This window comes from Sphingopyxis sp. HIX (assembly GCF_001468285.1).
GTDB lineage: Bacteria > Pseudomonadota > Alphaproteobacteria > Sphingomonadales > Sphingomonadaceae > Sphingopyxis.
The window spans coordinates 1-17416 of sequence record NZ_LNSB01000049.1; the positions used below are offsets into that span (position 1 = coordinate 1).

Genomic DNA, 17416 nt, shown 5'->3' on the forward strand with positions numbered 1-17416 from the left:
CCCGAAGCGCCCGTGACGCCGCCCGCCGAGGCTCCCGCGCCCGCCGCCGATGCGACCGCGGCGACGGCGGCCCCAGCGGTGCCGTCGATGACGCCCGACCAGTACATCAACAACCCCGAATATATGCTCAACATCGACCTCTCGACCGGCGGCCGGGTGGTGATCCAGCTCTATCCCAATGTCGCGCCGGTCCATGTCGAGCGCGTCAAGCAGCTCGCGCGCGCGGGTTTTTATGACGGGGTCAAGTTCCACCGCGTGATCGACGGCTTCATGGCGCAGACGGGCGATCCGACCGCGACCGGGCAGGGCGGCTCGCAGCTCCCCGACCTCAAGGCCGAATTCAACGCGTCGCCGCACCTGCGCGGCACGGTGTCGATGGCGCGCGCCGAGAGCGAGGACAGCGCGAACAGCCAGTTCTTCATCATGCTGCAGCCGCGCTTCAGCCTCGACCGCCGCTACACCGCCTTCGGGCGTGTGGTATCGGGCATGCAATATGTCGACGCGATCCAGAAGGGCGAGCCGCCCGCGGTGATGTCGCGCATGGTCCAGGTCGCGGTCGCCGCCGACAACAAGCCGATGCCCCCCGCCTCGGCGCTGACCGAGACGCAGCCGGCGCCGGCCGAGATCACCGCCGACCAGCTCAACGCCCCGATCCAGTAAGGAAGGGCGCGCGATGCGCGTCGACGCCTTCGACTTCGACCTGCCCAACGCGCGCATCGCGCTCCGCCCCGCGCGCCCGCGCGACGCGGCGCGGATGCTCGTGGTCGAGGGGCAGGCGATGTGCGGCGCCAAAATGAGTGACTGCGGCGTGCGCGACCTGCCGTCGCTGCTGCGCGCGGGCGACTGCCTGGTGTTCAACGACACGCGGGTGATCCCGGCGCAGCTCGAAGGACGGCGCGGAGACGCGAAGATCGGTGCGACGCTCCACAAGCGCATCGACCTCCGCCGCTGGCAGGCTTTCGTGCGCAACGCGAAACGGCTGCGCGTCGGCGAGCGCGTCGATTTCGGCGCGGGGGTGGAGGCGGTCGCCGAGCAAAGGCTCGCCGACGGCAGCTTCGTCCTTGCCTTCGCGGGCGACGAGCCAGTGGAAGTGTTGCTCGAACGCGCGGGCACGATGCCGCTCCCTCCTTATATCGCGGGCAAGCGCCCGACCGATGCCGAGGATCGCAGCGACTATCAGACGATGTTTGCCAAGGAAGACGGGGCGGTCGCCGCGCCGACCGCGGCGCTGCATTTCACGCCCGAACTGCTCGCCGCGCTCGATGCCGCGGGGGTGCGGCGCGAGACGCTGACCCTCCACGTTGGTGCGGGGACCTTCCTGCCGGTCAAGGCCGACGACACCGACGACCATGTGATGCACGCCGAATGGGGCCGCATCGAGCCCGACACCGCGGCGCGGCTGAACGCCGTGCGCGCCGCGGGCGGGCGCCTGATCGCCGTCGGCACGACGAGCCTACGCCTGCTCGAAAGCGCCGCCGGCGCGGACGGGCAGATCGCGCCCTTCGCCGGCGACACGTCGATCTTCATCACCCCCGGCTATCGCTTCAAGGCGATCGAAGGGCTGATGACCAATTTCCATCTGCCCAAGTCGACGCTGTTCATGCTGGTCAGCGCGCTGATGGGGCTGGAGACGATGCAGGCGGCTTACGCGCACGCGATCGAAAACGGCTATCGCTTCTACAGCTATGGCGACGCGAGCCTGCTGCTTCCGGGCTAAGCCCGATCCTTAGCCATTTACCGATTTTCAAGGCCTTGCCCGCTAAATGCTCCATATTGGTGGGGACCAGTATGACGATGCATCATGCATAGGCCGGCGCTGCGCCCGGAGGACCAAGGGGAACGGGCGGTGCCAGACGGCGGCGGGCGAGGATTTCTGGGCAAGTTCGGCGCGGGCCGCGCGGCGGCGCCGCGCGTCGAGGCCGCGCCCAGCATCCAGACCAAGGAAGCGCTGCTCCTCCTCCAGAATTACGAGGAAAGCGGGCAGGGCTGGTTCTGGTCGACCGACGCCAATGGCCGGCTGACCTATATCACCGACACCGTCGCGCAGCAGATGGGGCGCACCGCCGCCGCGCTGATCGGCGCGAGCTTTGCCGAGTTGTTCCTGCCCGTCGACAGCCATGGCGAGCGCCAGCGCACCTTGCCCTTCCTCCTGACCAAACAGTCCAAATTCGATGAATTGCCGCTGCGCTGCGCCTTCGAGGGCGACCGCTGGTGGGCGGTGTCGGGGCGGCCGCACTTCGACGGCGGCGGCCGCTTCACCGGCTATCGCGGCAGCGGGACCGACATCACCGAACAGCGCCGCTCGGCCGAGGACGCGTCGCGGCTCGCGATGTACGACAGCCTGACCGGGCTCGCCAATCGCTTCAACATTTCGAAGAAGCTCGACACCACGCTCGCCGCCTTTGCGCAGCAGCAACGTTCGTGCGCGATCATGCTGCTCGACCTCGACCGCTTCAAGCAGGTCAACGACACGCTGGGCCACCCCGCGGGCGACGCGCTGCTCAAGCAGGTCGCGGGGCGGCTACTCAAGATCGTCGGCGACAAGGAGATGGTCAGTCGCCTCGGCGGCGACGAGTTCCAGATCATCCTGCCCGACGTCGAGGACCGCGGCAAATTGGGCGACATGGCGTCGGATATCATCAACAGCCTGTCGCAGCCCTATTCGGTCGAGGGCAGCCGCTGCATCATCGGCGCGTCGGTCGGGGTCGCGATCAGCCCCTTCGACGGCGACAACAGCGACAACCTCGTCCGCAACGCCGACCTCGCGCTCTATGCCGCCAAGGGCAACGGGCGCGGGCGCTTCAGCTTCTATTCGAGCGATCTGCACCAGGCGGCCGAGGATCGCCGCGCGCTCGAGGAGGATTTGCGCGATGCGCTGGCGCGCGGCGAGATGGAGCTGTCGTACCAGCCGATCGTCAAGGCGAAGACCAATGTCGTCACCGGCATGGAGGCGCTGGTGCGCTGGACGCACCCCGAGCGCGGCCCGATCTCGCCGGCTTTGTTCATCCCGATCGCCGAGGAAGCCAATCTGATCTGGGCGCTCGGCGAATGGGTGCTGCGCCGCGCGTGCGACGATGCCGCGAGCTGGCCGGGCGCGATGCGCGTCGCGGTCAATGTGTCGCCGATCCAGTTCGCCAATCCCGACCTGCCCAAGGTCGTCGCCAGCGCGCTCGCGACCAGCGGCTTGCCGCCCGAGCAGCTCGAGCTCGAGATCACCGAAAGCGTGTTCCTGGGCGATTCGGCCGAGACGAGCCAGATGTTCAAGGCGCTGAAGGGGCTGGGCGTGCGCCTCGCGCTCGACGATTTCGGCACCGGCTATTCGTCGCTCGGCTATCTCCAGTCGGCGCCGTTCGACAAGATCAAGATCGACCAGAGCTTCGTGCGCGGGGCGACCGAGCCGGGATCGCGCAACGGGGCGATCATCGCGGCGATCGTCGCGCTGGCCGAGGCGCTGGAGATGGAGACGACCGCCGAAGGCATCGAATCGCTCGATCAGCTCGACCTGATCCGCAAATTGAACGTCAGCCATGTGCAGGGCTATGTGTACAGCAAGTCGGTCTCGAACGCCGAACTGCTCGGCCATGCCGAGACGGGCCACTGGATGATCGAGCCCGCGGGCCCGGCGCGCCAGCGCAACGACCGTTTCCAGATGTTCCGCAAGGTCGGCGCGGTCCACGACAATTACCGCTACACCGTCGTGATGCGCAACCTGTCGGCGACCGGCGCCTTTATCGAGGGTATCATGAACGTGCCGTTGGGCACGCAGTTCGTGATCGATTTCGGCGAGGGCCAGTTGGTCACCGCGACCGTCCGCCGCTCGAAGAATCACCAGCAGGGCATCCAGTTCGAGCAATCGATGGTCAGCGACGGCAATGGCGGGCTATGCACGCGGCACCGCGTGTCGCCCTATCTGATCGCCGCGGCGAGTCAGCAGGCGGGGATCGCGCTGCCCAATTTCACCACGACGAGTGACTGGGCGGGCAAATGATGATCGAGGCCGCTTTCAGGCCCTAGCGCTTTCGCCGCCATGCTGTCACAAGCGCGGCATGAGGGATATTCGTAACATCAAAGCCTTGGGTGCCGCTGCGCTGGCCTGGGCCCTGCTCACCGCCGCATCGTCCGGCCCGTCGACGAGCGAACAGGTCGCCAACCTGCTCGATGCGAACAAGCCGATCGAGGCCTTTTCGCTCGCGCAGACGAAAGCGAACGAGGGCGATGTCGAGGGGCAGTTCGCGCTCGGCTGGTTCTACGACAATGGCGAGAATATCACTGCCGACAAGGCGAAGGCGGCGGGGCTGTACAAGAAATGCGCCGACGCGGGGCTCAGCCAGTGCCAGTGGCGGCTCGGCGTCATGCTCGACACCGGCGAGGGCGTGACCGAGGATCCCGCCGCGGCGCTGGCGCTGATCCAGAAAGCGGCGGCGCAGAATAATCCGCAGGCGCAGATGAGCCTCGCGGTGATGCACGCCAACGGGCGCGGCACACCAGTCGATTACGCCAAGGCGATGGAATATTACCAGGCCGCGGCGAAGGCGGGGCAGCCGCACGCCTTTTTCGGGGTCGGGCTGCTCTATCTCGAAGGGCAGGGGGTCGCGAAGGACGGCGAGACCGCGGCGGCGTGGTTCTCGGTCGCGAACCTGCTCGGCGACGCGCAGGGCAAGGCGACGAGCGAGCGGCTGCTCGCGGGGCAGAAGAACGACGTGCTCGACCGCGTCGCGGCCAAGGCCAATGCGATCTACGCCGAATATATCGGTCCGCTGACGCAGCCCGCGCCGGCGGCCGCTCCGCCCCCCACTCCGCCTGCTCCCAAGGCCCCCTGATCGGAACCGTGCGCGGCGCCGACCGTTCTACCGTCGACCAACGACGGAGACGATCATGGCGGAAAGCAAGATTTTCGAACGGCTGAAGGCCGACCACGACCGGCATCGCGAACTGCTCGACCGGATCGACGAAACGCATGGCGACAGCGACGAGCGCGAACAATTGTTCGAGGCGTTCCGCGTCGAGGTGACCGCGCATGCGGCGTCCGAGGAGCTGTCGCTCTATGCGACGATGATGGGCAAGCCCGACCTCCGCGAAGACGCCCAGCATAGCGCGAGCGAGCATAAGGAAATCGACGAGATGCTCACCGAGCTCTACGAGATGGACTTCGCCTCGACCGGCTGGCTGACGCGCTTCCGTACGATGAAGCACCGCTACCTACACCATATCGAGGAGGAGGAAGAAGAGATGTTCCCCGCCGCCGAGGACGGGCTGAGCCAGGCGCGCAAGAAAGAGATCGCGGAGATCTTCGCCAAGGAGAAGCCGAAGGAGAAGGCGAAGGCAGCCGAGGACGAGCCGTCGAGCGAGGATGAGCGGGAGTAGGGGACGGGGAGTATGCTCTCTCCCCTTCAGGGGAGAGGGCGATATGTCCCCACCTCGACTTTTCCCCCCGCGCCCGCCATAGGCGCGCGCCATGACGACAAGATTCGCCTTTTCGGTCGCCGCGACCGATGGCGCCGCGCGCACGGGCACGATCACCATGCAGCGCGGCGAGATCCGAACCCCCGCCTTCATGCCCGTCGGCACCGCCGCGACGGTGAAGGCGATGCGGCCCGCCGAAGTGCGCGCGACGGGCGCCGACATCATCCTCGGCAACACCTATCACCTGATGCTGCGCCCCGGCGCCGAGCGCATGGCGCGGCTCGGCGGGCTGCACGATTTCATGGGCTGGGACCGGCCGATCCTGACCGACAGCGGCGGCTATCAGGTGATGAGCCTGTCGGCGCTGACCAAGCAGAGCGAGGAGGGGGTCGCGTTCAAGAGTCACCTCGACGGATCGCGCCACATGCTGACCCCCGAACGTTCGATGGAGATCCAGCGGCTGCTCGGCAGCGACATCGTGATGGCGTTCGACGAATGCCCGCCGAACGGCGTCGACGCGAAGCGCGCCGCGGCGAGCATGGAGCGCTCGATGCGCTGGGCCGCGCGCAGCCGCGCGGGTTTCGACGCGGGCGAGGAGCATGCCGCGCGGTCGGCGCTGTTCGGCATCCAGCAGGGATCGCTCGACGAAAAGCTCCGCGCGCGCTCGGCCGCGGCGCTCACCGACATCGGCTTCGACGGCTATGCGATCGGCGGCCTTGCCGTGGGCGAAGGGCAGGAGGCGATGTTCGGCGTGCTCGACTTCGCGCCCGGCCAACTTCCCGCCGACAAGCCGCGCTATCTGATGGGGGTGGGCAAGCCCGACGACCTGGTGGGGGCGGTCGCGCGCGGGGTCGACATGTTCGACTGCGTGCTCCCGACGCGGTCGGGGCGCAACGGGCAGGCGTTCACGTCGCTCGGCCCGGTCAACATCCGCAACGCCAAACATGCCGAGGACAAGGGCCCGCTCGATGCGGCGTGCGCCTGTCCGGTGTGCACGACCTGGTCGCGCGCCTATCTGCACCACCTCGTCCGCGCCGGCGAGATGCTCGGCGCGATGCTGATGACGCAGCATAATCTGCACTTCTACCAGGATCTGATGGCGGGGATGCGCGGCGCGATCGCCGAAGGACGCTTCGCGGCCTTCCAGTCGGATTTCGAGGATCGCTACCGCCGCGGCGGCGGCTGAGGCGCGCTCAGTTCAGCTTGTTGAGCAGGTCCATCATCGAATCGGGGATATTCTCTTCGATCGCCGATTCGTAAGCACGACGCAGGGCGATGTTCACGTCCTGCGCCTTTTTGGGCATCTTCTTGTCGGCGTCTTTTCCGGTGGCCTTCCGCTGCGAACCGGTTTCAGACGACATTATCGTGACATCCAATGGACATGGGGCCTGTTGCTAACCGCGCCTTGAGCAAAGCGCAATGACGCTTTGTTCCTTCCCCATGAAACCAATTTGCGGTTAAATCGTTCCGTGACAGCGCAATAATTTCGGGCGCGGCTGGCGCGTGCGCGGCTTTTGCCCGTTTTTGCACGAGTTTCGGGGCAGGCAGCGACCTGTTTTAGGAGGTAATATATGTCATTGGGTCAGGCGATCGCGCCGCATCTTCCCTATCTTCGCCGCTATGGCCGTGCGATTTCGGGAAGCCAGCAAAGCGGCGACGCGCTGGTCGCGGGCCTTTTGCAGACCTTGGTGGCAAACCCCACGGCGGTCGACAGCAGCGCGGACCTGCGCATCCAGCTCTACCGCATGGTGCACGACAATTTCGGGCTGGCGAGCGAGCAGGCCGCCGCCTCCGACGAGCCCGCCGCCGCCGACATCGCGATCGCCGACGCGCGGCTGCGCCGCATTCCGTCGCTCGCGCGCCAGGCGCTGCTGCTCACCGCGGTCGAGGGTTTCAGCGAAGACGAGGCCGGGCGGATCATCGGCCGCGACTCCGCGACGGTGCACGACCTCATCGCGCAGGCGATGGACGAGATCGAGCGCCAGACGCGCGCGCGCATCCTGATCATCGAGGACGAGCCGATCATCGCGATGGACATCGAGATGATCGTCCGCGACCTGGGGCATGACGTCGTCGCAGTCGCGACCACCCACGCCGAGGCCGTCAACGAAGCGCAAAAGCACAAGCCCGGCCTCGTGCTCGCCGATATCCAACTCGCCGACAACAGCTCGGGGATCGAGGCGGTGCAGGAGATTCTGTCCGACGTGAAGGTGCCGGTCATCTTCATCACGGCCTTCCCCGAACGGCTGCTGACCGGCGACCGCCCCGAGCCGGCGTTCCTGCTGACCAAGCCGTATCAGCCCGCGACGCTGCGCGCGGCGATCTCGCAGGTGCTGTTCTTCGACGAGAGCACGGTTCCGGCGTAAGCAAAAGCGTCGCCCCCGCGAAGGCGGGGCCGCTGGAGGCCGTTCCCCGCAACGTTGCGAAAACCGATTGTCGCGGGGGCGACGGTCTCCAATCGCCTTGCCTCGCGTCTCGTAGCGCGCGATAGCCACGCATAATGACGTCCCAACGCCAATCGGCGCTCGATCGCCTGACCGCCAATGCGCCGTTTCTCGCGCGGCTCGCCGAAATCCATCCCGACGACGTCGCGCTTTTCCTCAGGGACGGCACCGACGCCGCGCTGGCCGCGGTGACGCCGCCGCCGGGCGGCGACGACATCATGGCGGCGCTGCGCCACTGGCGCGGGCGGATCGCGCTGCTGCTCGCGCTCGGCGACCTGTCGAGCGAGCATGACGTCGCGATCACGACACGCCACCTGTCGGCCTTTGCCGACGCCGCCTGCGACGCCGCGCTCGCCGCCGCCTTTGCCGAACGCACGCCCGACGAGGAAGCGCGCGGACTGTCGGTGATCGCGCTCGGCAAGCTCGGCAGCCATGAGCTCAATTACTCGTCGGACATCGACCCGATATTGATCTTCGATCCCGAGACGATGCCGCGCCGCCAGCGCGACGACCCGACCGAGGCGGCGGTACGCATCGCGCGGCGGATGACCGAGATATTGTCGGCGCGGACCGCGAACGGCCACGTGCTGCGCGTCGACCTCCGCCTCCGTCCGCATCCCGAGGTGACGCCGATCGTGCTGCCGGTGAACGCGGCGATCTCCTATTATGAATCCGAAGCGCTGGCGTGGGAGCAGGCCGCCTTCATCCGGTCGCGCGCGTCGGCGGGCGACCGCGCGCTGGGGGGCGAATTCCTGTCGGCGATCCAGCCCTTCATCTGGCGCCGCAGCCTCGATTTCCGCCAGCTCAAGGAAATCGGCGCGATGAGCGACCGCATCCGCGACCATTTTGCGCAGGGGCAGGCGTTCGGGCCGGGATACGACCTCAAGCGCGGGCGCGGCGGTATCCGCGAGATCGAATTTTTCGCGCAGGTCCACCAGCTGATCTACGGCGGGCGCGATCCTTCGCTGCGCGTGCCCGCGACGGTCGACGCGCTCGCCGCGCTGGCGAAGGCGGGGCGCATCGACCCCGATATCGCGGCGCGGCTGACCGGCCATTATGCGGTGCTGCGGCGGATCGAGCATCGGCTGCAGATGATCGAGGACCAGCAGACGCATTGCCTGCCGCTCCAGCCCGCCGCGCTCGACGCGGTGGCGCGGCTCGACGGGCACGCCGACGGCGCAGTGCTGCTTGCGATGCTCGAGCCCGTCACCGCCGATGTCGCCGCCTGCTACGACCGGCTGGTGCTCGAGCGCGCGGCGACCAGCGGGCTGCCGCGCGACGAGGGTGAGCTCGCGGGCGCGCTGATGGCGGCGGGGTTCGAGCCGCCCGAGCCGGCCCTCCGCACCATCGCCGAATGGCGCGGCGGCAAGCTGCGCGCGCTGCGCACGCCCGCGGCGCAGGACGCGCTCGAAACGGTGCTGCCCGGGCTGGTGCGGGCGCTGGGCGCGGCGCCCGATCCCGAGGCGGCGCTGACGCGCTTCGACAAGCTCGTCTCGGGCCTGCCGAGCGCGGTAGGCTTCTTCCACCTGCTCGCGGCGCAGCCAGAGCTGGCCAAGGTCGCGGTGCGCGTGCTGACGCTCGCCCCGACGCTCGCCGAGGCGCTCGGCGCGCGCGTCGAGCTGATCGAGGGGCTGATCGACAAGCGCGCGTTCGAGGCGCCCGCGACCAAGGCCGAACTGCTCTCCGAATGGGCGCCGGGGCTCGCGGGGCTCGATTACGAGCGATTGCTCGACCGCGTGCGCGACCGCGTCGGTGAGCGGCGCTTCGCTTATGGCGTGCAGCTGATCGCGGGGGCGAGCGACCCGATGATGATCGCCTGCGGCTATTCCGAACTCGCCGAGGCGGCGTTGCAGGTGCTCGCCGACGCGACGGTCGCCGAATTCGTCGAGGCGCATGGGCGGATCGCCGACAGCGAGCTGGTCGTGCTCGCGCTCGGGCGGCTCGGCGGGCGGGCGCTCACGCATGCCTCGGACCTCGACCTCATCTATCTTTTCACCGGCGACCATCTCGCCGAATCCGACGGGCGGCGGCCGCTCGGCGCGACGACATACTACAACCGTCTCGCGCAGCGGCTCACCGGGGCGATGTCGGTGCCGACCGCCGCGGGCAAGCTCTACGAGGTCGACACAAGGCTGCGGCCGCAGGGCGCGCAGGGGCCGCTCGTCGTGACGCTCGACAGCTTCGAACGCTACCAGTGCGAGGAGGCGTGGACGTGGGAGCATATGGCGCTGCTTCGCGCGCGGCCGGTCTATGGCTCGGATCGCGCGCGCGCGGCGGTGCAGCGCATTATCGACGCGTTGCTCGCGATCCCGCGCGAGCCGGCGAAGCTGGCGCAGGACGCGGCCGAGATGCGCGCCAAGATGGCCGCGCACAAACCGCCCAAGGGCGCGCTCGACATCAAGGGCGGGCCCGGCGGGCTCGTCGACCTCGAATTCGCGATGCAGGTGACGCAGCTCCAGAGCGGGCGTTGCCACGATCCCAATATCGGCTCGGCGCTCGCCTGCCTGCGGGTCGAGGGGCTGGCGCCGGCGGAGATCTGCGACGCGCACGGGCTGCTTGCGCGGATGCTCGTGATGCTGCGGCTGACCGCGCCGGAGGGCGAACCCGCGACCCCCGCGGCGCGCCAGCTGGTCGCGGCGGCGTGCGGCGAGCCGGGCTGGCCGCAACTGCTTGCCGCGCACGACGCGGCGCGGCAGGAGATCGCGAACTGGTGGGCGTCGATTCGCCCCGATCAGCAGGAGAATTGAGCCATGACCCTTGGCATCGGAGACGCCATCCCGGCGGTGACACTGCTCGACGCCGACGGCGCGGCGATCGACCTGGCCGCGCTGAAGGGCGCGCCTTTGGTCGTCTATTTCTACCCCAAGGCCGATACGCCCGGTTGCACCGTCGAGGCGCAGGATTTTACGCGGCTCGCGCCCGAATTCGCCAAGCTGGACGCGCAGGTGCTGGCGGTGTCGCGCGATGCGCCCGCGAAACTCTGCAAGTTTCGCGACAAATATGGGCTGACCGTGCGGCTCGCCTCGGACGAGGGCGGTGCGGTGTGCGAGGCCTTCGGGACCTGGGTTGAGAAGCAGAATTACGGGCGGACCTATATGGGGATCGAGCGGTCGACCTTCCTGTTCGGTGCCGACGGCACGCTCGCCAAGGAATGGCGCAAGGTGCGTGTGAAGGGCCATGCCGAGGCGGTGCTGGAGGCGGCGAAGGCGCTTTAGCCATTTCCTTCGTCACCCCGGACTTGATCCGGGGTCCCGCTGGTCGACGCCGCTGGAAGCGGGACCCCGGATCAAGTCCGGGGTGACGGATTTAGGGATGCGAATATGACGACCACCCTCGGCGAAGCCGCGCGCGCGGTGCTGCTCACCGCCGATCCGCACGCCAAAAGGCGCGCGGCGCGCGGGCTCGCGCGCGCGTGGCGGCAGGGCGCGCTCGCGCATCGCTGCGACGTCGCGATGCCCGACCGGCCCGCCTGGCCTGCCGAGCCCGCACTGCTGCCGCCGAACCAGATGCCGCGCCGCCGCAAGGGCGGGTCCGACCGCGGGCGGATCGCGATGCTGCACGCGCTCGCGCATATCGAATTCGTCGCGATCGACCTCGCGGTCGATCTGGTCGGGCGCTTCGGCGGCGAGTTTCCGCGCGGCTTCGTCGACGACTGGATCGGTGTCGCCGCCGACGAGGCGATGCATTTTGCGCTGATCGACCGGCGGCTGCGCCAACTCGGCAGCCATTATGGGGCGCTGCCCGCGCACGCCGGGCTATGGGAGGCGGCCGAGGAGACGAGCGACGATGCGCTGGCGCGGCTGGCGATCGTGCCGATGGTGCTCGAGGCGCGCGGGCTCGACGTCACCCCGGCGATGATCGAGCGCTTTCGCGGTACCGGCGACGAGGCCTCGGCGCGAATCCTGGAGCGCATCTACACCGACGAGATTCGTCATGTGAGCGCGGGCACAGTCTGGTTCGAGTGGGCGTGCGATGAGAGGGGATTCGCGCCCGCGTTAACCTGGCAAAGCCTCGTAAAATCGCGATTTCGGGGTCAGTTGAAGCCGCCGTTCAACGACTCAGCGCGCCATGACGCCGGTTTAACGCAAGAATACTACGCCGTAGTTGCTTCGTAACCCCTGTCCCCGCAGACAGGCTGCCGGGCGGATGATCAATCATCCTGAGCAGACTAAACCGGCACCAATGGTTCCAAAAACACCATTGGCGACAAGGCAGATGCGGGGTCGTAAGTGATTAACACTCTTCTGGCGCAAAAGTTTCATTTTGGGCTGATTTTTTGTGCCACCGCGCTGATGGGCGTGAGCGCCCCGGCGGCTCACGCCGCCGAAAACAGCGCAGAGGCGGGCATCATCGTCCCCGACGAACCCGATGACGACAGCTTCGATGCGGGCGTCCCGCAGACCGGCGAAGACAGCGAGGCACGCGCGATTTTCCAGGCGTGGAAGCGCCTCGACACCGGGCTGACGCAGAGCCTGGGCGTGTCGGTCCCCTCGCGCGTGCCGATCCAGAACATGTCGCTCTCGTCGTCCTACGGCATGCGCGTCCACCCGATCACCGGCAAGGTCGCGCGCCACAACGGCATCGACATCCCGGCGCCGCACGGCACCCCGATCTACGCCACCGCCGACGGCATCGTCGGCCGCGCCCAGCGCCTCGGCGGCTATGGCAATTATGTCGAAATCGAACATGGCAACGCGATCCAGACGCGCTACGGCCATATGTCCTCGTACATCGTCCGCCCCGGCCAGCAGGTGAAGAAGGGCGAGATCGTCGGTTATGTCGGCTCGACCGGCCGCTCGACCGGCAACCACCTCCATTATGAAGTCCGCATCGAGGGCGCACCGGTCAACCCGATGCCCTTCTGCCGCCAGGATACGATGGCGATCGCCGCGATCACCGGCGACAAGGCCGCGATGGGCGGTCCCGAATAAACAGGTTTCCAGGGTCGGAGAGGATAGGGCGCCCAACGGCTCAAGCCGGGGCGCCCTTTTCATTTGGGCGCCGACCCCCTATCTTGGCGCCATGGCCACGCAGCTTTCCGATATCGCCCTGTCCCCCGCCGCCGCGGCGCGCGTCCGCTGGATCGCCGACCGCAAGGGCGAGGCCGATGCCGCGCTGCGGCTCGCCGTCGACGGCGGCGGCTGTTCGGGCTTCACCTATCGCTTCGGGCTCGCCGAGAGCATCGATGAGGGCGACATCGTGACCGAGACCGACGGGGTGAAGCTGGTGGTCGACCCGGTCAGCATTGACCTGGTGCGCGGCTGCGTCGTCGACTTCGTCGATTCGCTCGGCGGATCGTCGTTCAAGGTCGAAAATCCCAACGCGGCCTCGGGCTGCGGTTGCGGGTCGAGCTTCTCGATCTGACGCCTTTCGCGGGGCGCCGCATGCTGCCATAGATGCGGCATGAAAATCGCGACGTTCAACATCAACGGCATCAAGGCGCGGCTGCCGCGCCTCATCGAATGGCTCGAGGAAACCCAGCCCGACATCGCCTGCCTGCAGGAACTGAAGTCGAGCGACGAGACGATGCCGACGAAGGAGATCGAGGCCGCGGGGTACGGCTTTCTCTATCACGGGCAAAAGGGCTTCAACGGCGTCGCGATCCTCGCCAAGGGCACGATGCCTGTCGAGACGCAACGCGGCCTCGCGGGCGAAGCCGAGGACGAGCAGTCGCGCTACCTCGAGGCCGATGTCCATGGCCTGCGCGTCGGGTGCATCTACCTGCCCAACGGCAATCCGCATCCGGGCCCCAAATTCGAGTATAAACTCCGCTGGATGGCGCGCCTCCGCGAACGCGCGAAGGAACTGCTCGCGGCCGAGATCCCGGCGATCCTGACCGGCGACTACAACGTGATTCCCCACGACGACGACGTCTGGGATCCGCGCGGGCCGATGGCGAACGACGCGCTGATGCAGCCCGAATCGCGCGACGCCTGGTTCCGCCTGCTCGGCGACGGCTGGACCGACGCGGTGCGCAGCCGCCATCCGGCGGGCGGCGTGTGGACCTTCTGGGACTATCAGGCGGGCGGCTGGCAGCGCGATCATGGTTTTCGCATCGACCACCTGCTCTTGAGCCCCGCGCTCGCCGACCGGCTGGTCGACGCCGGCGTCGACAAGGATCATCGCGGGCGCGAAAAGGCGAGCGACCATGCACCGACCTGGGCGACGCTGGGATGAGCCTGCTGTCCGCCGCAAAGCTGGCGGACGCGCCGCTCTTCGCCGGGCTCGATGCGGCCGAACTCGCCGAGCTCGCCTATGGCTTTTCGCCGCGGCATTTCGCCGACGGCCAAGCGCTGCTGATCCAGAACGAGCGCGCCGAGGGGCTCTATCTGATCGACGAGGGGCGGGTCGATATCGGCAAGCGCCTGCCCGGCGGCGGGCTCGCGCTGCTGGCGCAAGTCGGGCCGGGCGAGGTGATCGGCGACATGGCGCTGATCGGCCGCGATCTCAAACGGTCGGCGATGGGCATCGCGCGCGGGCCGGTGGCGACCTGGTACCTGCCCGCCGACCAGTTTCGCGCCGCGCTGGCGCGGCTGCAACCGGCATCGCTGCGGTTGCAGGCGGCGCTCGGCGAGCTGATCGCCGAGCGCGTCGCGGGCAAGACGCGCGATATTGCGGCTTTGCTGGCCGATGAGCCCGACAGCTTCACGCCGCGCCCGCAGCGCGCGCTGGCTCCGGTTGTGGAGGAGGATTTCGCGGCCGAAGCCTTTCTCGCGAAGTTGCCGTGCTGCGCGGAGATGAGCTCCACGCAGCGGCAGGCGTTCTGGGACGCGGGCGAACGGGTCGACCTCGCCGCCGACACTGACCTTGCCGCGGTCGGCGCGGCATCGGATCGGCTGTGGCTCGTCGTGCGCGGCGCGGTGCGCAGCGCGCTGCCGCATAAGGACGGCGTCTACCAGCTCACCATCACTGGGCCGGGCCAGCTGGTCGGACTGTCGCCGCTGTTGCTGGGGACGCCGCACGACCGGCTGCTCCGCACGAGCGAGCAAGCGACGCTGCTGAGCTTCGACCGCGATACATTCCGCGAGCTGCTCGCGACGGGCGATGCGCTGAGCCGCGAGGTCGGGGCGTCGGTCAACGCCGATCTGGTCACCGCGCTCGACGCGCTCGATCAGGTCGAGGCGCGCATCCTCGCGATGCGCCGCGGGCATGCGGTGGCGGCTTAGCTTATGGCGGTAGCGCGCTGGATAATTGCCGCATTGCTGCTGGGTGCCGCGCATCCCGCGGCGGCCGACGAGCAGGGGTTCGACAAGGCGCTCGCGGATTTCCGGCAGCTCCATCGCGCCGAAACGAGCCGCGCAAAGATCGCCGGCAGCAGCTTCTATCTCGTGCGCGACGGGCGCGTCGTCGCCGCCGACCATCTCGGCGAACAGGATGCCGAGGCGCATGTCCCGGTCGATGCGCGGACCATCTATCACTGGGCGTCGGTGACCAAGACGATGACCGGCATCGCGATCATGCAGCTGCGCGATCGCGGGCTGCTGTCGCTCGACGATCCGATCGTCAAATATGTGCCCGAACTTGCCGCGGTGCATAATCCTTATGGCGACACGGGCGCGATCACCCTGCGCCAGCTGATGAGCCACAGCGCGGGCTTCCGCAGCGGCACCTGGCCGTGGCGCGAGCAGGACTGGCAGCCGTTCGAACCGGCCAGCTGGTCGCAGCTGGTCGCGATGCTGCCCTATACGCGGGTCGAGTTCGAACCCGGCAGCCGCTTCGGCTATTCGAACCCCGGCATCGTCTATCTGGGGCAGGTGATCGAGCGCCTCTCGGGCGAGGATTATGAAGTCTATGTCGACAAGAATATCCTGAAACCACTGGCGATGCACGACAGCTATTTCGACCATACGCCGCCGCACCTGCTGCCGCACCGCTCGCACAGCTATTATGTGAGGGACGGCAAGCGCGTGGCGGCGCCCTTCGATGTCGATACGGGGGTGACGGTGTCGAACGGCGGGCTCAATGCTACGATGCCCGACATGGCGAACTATGCCGCCTTCCTGCTCGGCGATCCGGCGCGGGCCATCGACTATGATCGCGTGCTGAAACGCTCGTCGCTCGAGGAAATGTGGCAGCCGCAGATTTCGGCGGGCGCCGATTTCACGCAGGGCCGCATGGCGACGACGACGCAGAGCGGGTTGTCCTTCTTTGTCGACCGCAGCGCGGGCGTGCGCTTCATCGGCCATAATGGCGACCAGAACGGCTTTCGCGCCTATCTCAGCCTCTGCCCCGACCAGCGCGCGGGGAGCCTGCTGGCGTTCAACACCGAAACGCAGGGCGTGCAGAACAGCCCGGCCAATCGCGAAACCGCCGAATCGCGGATCGCGCTGGCGACCGACCGCTTGTGCGAGGCGCTGGCGAAATAGCGCTCGTCGAGCGGGACCGTCGTTCGTCGATCCGGACACCACGGCGTCCTTCGCTTAAGTCATTGTGGCAAAAGGCGGATGGCGAAAACGCCACCGATACGCGCGGGGCGGCAGGCCGGGAGAGGATGATGAAGCGCGATAGGATGACTGTGGGCGCGGCGCTGCTGCTCGCGACGAACGCGGCGGCGCAGCAACCGGCGACGCCGGTGCAGGACAATGAACTGGTCGAAACATGGAACGAACGCGTCAGCGCGGGCGCGCCGGTGGGATCGGCGCCCGAGTTCGACGGGTGGAGCCTGGGCCTCGCGATGCCGCTCGCGCGCTCGGAGCATGCGGTGGCCGAGCTGGACGGCAAGATCTGGGTACTCGGCGGCTATCCGCCCGGGCGGCTGCCGTCGAACCTGGTCCAGATCTACGACCCGGCCGCGAGCCGCTGGTCGCTCGGGCCGCGGCTGCCGCAGCCGATCCATCATACGATGGTCGCCGCGGTCGGCGGCAAGCTTTATGTCATCGGCGGCGAACTCGACGGCGCGAGTAGCGGGCGGCCGGAGATTTTCGTCGCGCATGTCTGGGAGCACGATCCCGCGGTCGGCGGCTGGGTGCAGCGCGCGTCGATGCCCACCGCGCGCAGCGGCGGCGGCAAGGCGGTGGTGGGCGGCAAAATCTATGTCGCCGGCGGGCGCCCGCCGGGCGGCCACGCCTTCGAAGCCTATGACCCGGCCACCAACAGCTGGGAAAAGCTGCCCGACCTGCCGACGCAGCGCAATCATCTGGCGATGGTGGCGATCGATGGAAAGATCATCGTTGCCGGAGGGCGTACAGGGCCGGGCGCGATGGCCGAGCGCGTCGATGTCGTCGAAATCTACGATCCGGCGACGCGCCGCTGGAGCAAGGGCGCGCCGCTCCCGGCGCCACGCGGCGGCATCACCGGGGCGGTGCACGCGGGCTGCATGTTCGTGTTCGGCGGCGAGGGCGAGAAGGGGCATGTGCTGGGGCTGACGCCGACGACCTATGCCTATCATCCCGGCGCGAATCGCTGGACGCGGCTGCCCGACCTGCCGATCGCGATGCACGGGCTGAAGGGCAGCGCGGTCATCGGTGGGCGCATCTTCCTGCCGGGCGGCGCGATCACGCTGGGCGGAAATACCGGGACCAATGCGATGCAGGTCTATCGGCCGTCGATGACGTGCGAGTGAGCGACGA

At 68.1% G+C, this 17416-nt stretch carries 17 protein-coding genes; 16 read left to right on the forward strand and 1 reads right to left on the reverse strand.

The window, feature by feature from the left end; translation table 11 throughout:
* The 6 genes from ATE62_RS19260 to tgt all read left to right on the forward strand — a co-directional run.
* Positions 1–660, forward strand: a 660-nt coding sequence (locus ATE62_RS19260) for a peptidylprolyl isomerase (RefSeq protein ID WP_058818586.1), incomplete at its 5' end; no start/stop codon positions are given.
* 13 nt (positions 661–673) lie between these two features.
* Positions 674–1717: a tRNA preQ1(34) S-adenosylmethionine ribosyltransferase-isomerase QueA gene (gene queA, locus ATE62_RS19265; RefSeq protein ID WP_058810128.1), complete on the forward strand. Its 1044-nt coding sequence runs from the start codon at positions 674–676 to the stop codon at positions 1715–1717.
* A gap of 129 nt (positions 1718–1846) precedes the next feature.
* Positions 1847–3988, forward strand: coding sequence for an EAL domain-containing protein (locus ATE62_RS19270; RefSeq protein WP_231736320.1), 2142 nt, complete (start codon positions 1847–1849; stop codon positions 3986–3988).
* 58 nt (positions 3989–4046) lie between these two features.
* Entirely contained in the window at positions 4047–4820 is a 774-nt protein-coding gene (locus ATE62_RS19275; protein ID WP_082662906.1) for a tetratricopeptide repeat protein, read from the forward strand.
* Between the two features lie 55 nt (positions 4821–4875).
* The gene (locus ATE62_RS19280) at positions 4876–5364 is read left to right on the forward strand and encodes a hemerythrin domain-containing protein (protein WP_058810125.1); all 489 of its coding nucleotides are present in this window, start codon (positions 4876–4878) and stop codon (positions 5362–5364) included.
* A 91-nt stretch (positions 5365–5455) separates the two neighbouring features.
* Positions 5456–6589 (forward strand): tRNA guanosine(34) transglycosylase Tgt, encoded by a 1134-nt coding sequence (gene tgt / locus ATE62_RS19285; RefSeq protein ID WP_058810124.1) that lies wholly within the window; start codon positions 5456–5458, stop codon positions 6587–6589.
* Between the two features lie 7 nt (positions 6590–6596).
* On the opposite strand, the gene ATE62_RS23715 is transcribed toward tgt, so the two are convergent.
* Positions 6597–6764: a NepR family anti-sigma factor gene (locus tag ATE62_RS23715; protein ID WP_197411760.1), complete on the reverse strand. Its 168-nt coding sequence runs from the start codon at positions 6762–6764 to the stop codon at positions 6597–6599.
* Between the two features lie 210 nt (positions 6765–6974).
* On the opposite strand from ATE62_RS23715, the gene ATE62_RS19290 reads away from it, so the two are divergent.
* The 10 genes from ATE62_RS19290 to ATE62_RS19335 all read left to right on the forward strand — a co-directional run bounded on the left by ATE62_RS19290 (position 6975) and on the right by ATE62_RS19335 (position 17409).
* Positions 6975–7769: a response regulator gene (locus ATE62_RS19290; protein ID WP_058810122.1), complete on the forward strand. Its 795-nt coding sequence runs from the start codon at positions 6975–6977 to the stop codon at positions 7767–7769.
* Between the two features lie 134 nt (positions 7770–7903).
* Positions 7904–10594 carry a bifunctional [glutamine synthetase] adenylyltransferase/[glutamine synthetase]-adenylyl-L-tyrosine phosphorylase gene (locus ATE62_RS19295; RefSeq protein WP_058810121.1) on the forward strand — a complete coding sequence of 897 codons (2691 nt, stop codon included), beginning with the start codon at positions 7904–7906 and terminating at the stop codon, positions 10592–10594.
* Between the two features lie 3 nt (positions 10595–10597).
* Positions 10598–11062: a peroxiredoxin gene (locus ATE62_RS19300; protein WP_058810120.1), complete on the forward strand. Its 465-nt coding sequence runs from the start codon at positions 10598–10600 to the stop codon at positions 11060–11062.
* A gap of 105 nt (positions 11063–11167) precedes the next feature.
* Positions 11168–11962: a ferritin-like domain-containing protein gene (locus ATE62_RS19305; RefSeq protein ID WP_058810119.1), complete on the forward strand. Its 795-nt coding sequence runs from the start codon at positions 11168–11170 to the stop codon at positions 11960–11962.
* A 177-nt stretch (positions 11963–12139) separates the two neighbouring features.
* Positions 12140–12778 carry a M23 family metallopeptidase gene (locus ATE62_RS19310; RefSeq protein WP_231736321.1) on the forward strand — a complete coding sequence of 213 codons (639 nt, stop codon included), beginning with the start codon at positions 12140–12142 and terminating at the stop codon, positions 12776–12778.
* 91 nt (positions 12779–12869) lie between these two features.
* Positions 12870–13211 carry an iron-sulfur cluster insertion protein ErpA gene (gene erpA / locus ATE62_RS19315; protein WP_058810117.1) on the forward strand — a complete coding sequence of 114 codons (342 nt, stop codon included), beginning with the start codon at positions 12870–12872 and terminating at the stop codon, positions 13209–13211.
* A gap of 39 nt (positions 13212–13250) precedes the next feature.
* Complete coding sequence (gene xth, locus ATE62_RS19320) at positions 13251–14024, forward strand: exodeoxyribonuclease III (protein WP_058810116.1); 774 nt, start codon at positions 13251–13253, stop codon at positions 14022–14024.
* The gene (locus ATE62_RS19325) at positions 14021–15013 is read left to right on the forward strand and encodes a cyclic nucleotide-binding domain-containing protein (protein WP_058810115.1); all 993 of its coding nucleotides are present in this window, start codon (positions 14021–14023) and stop codon (positions 15011–15013) included. The genes xth and ATE62_RS19325 overlap by 4 nt, the downstream gene beginning before the upstream one ends.
* 3 nt (positions 15014–15016) lie before the next feature.
* Positions 15017–16213 (forward strand): serine hydrolase domain-containing protein, encoded by a 1197-nt coding sequence (locus ATE62_RS19330; protein ID WP_082662907.1) that lies wholly within the window; start codon positions 15017–15019, stop codon positions 16211–16213.
* 125 nt (positions 16214–16338) lie between these two features.
* A complete protein-coding gene (locus tag ATE62_RS19335; RefSeq protein WP_082662908.1) occupies positions 16339–17409 on the forward strand; it encodes a Kelch repeat-containing protein in 1071 nt (356 codons plus the stop codon).
* Positions 17410–17416 lie beyond the last annotated feature (7 nt).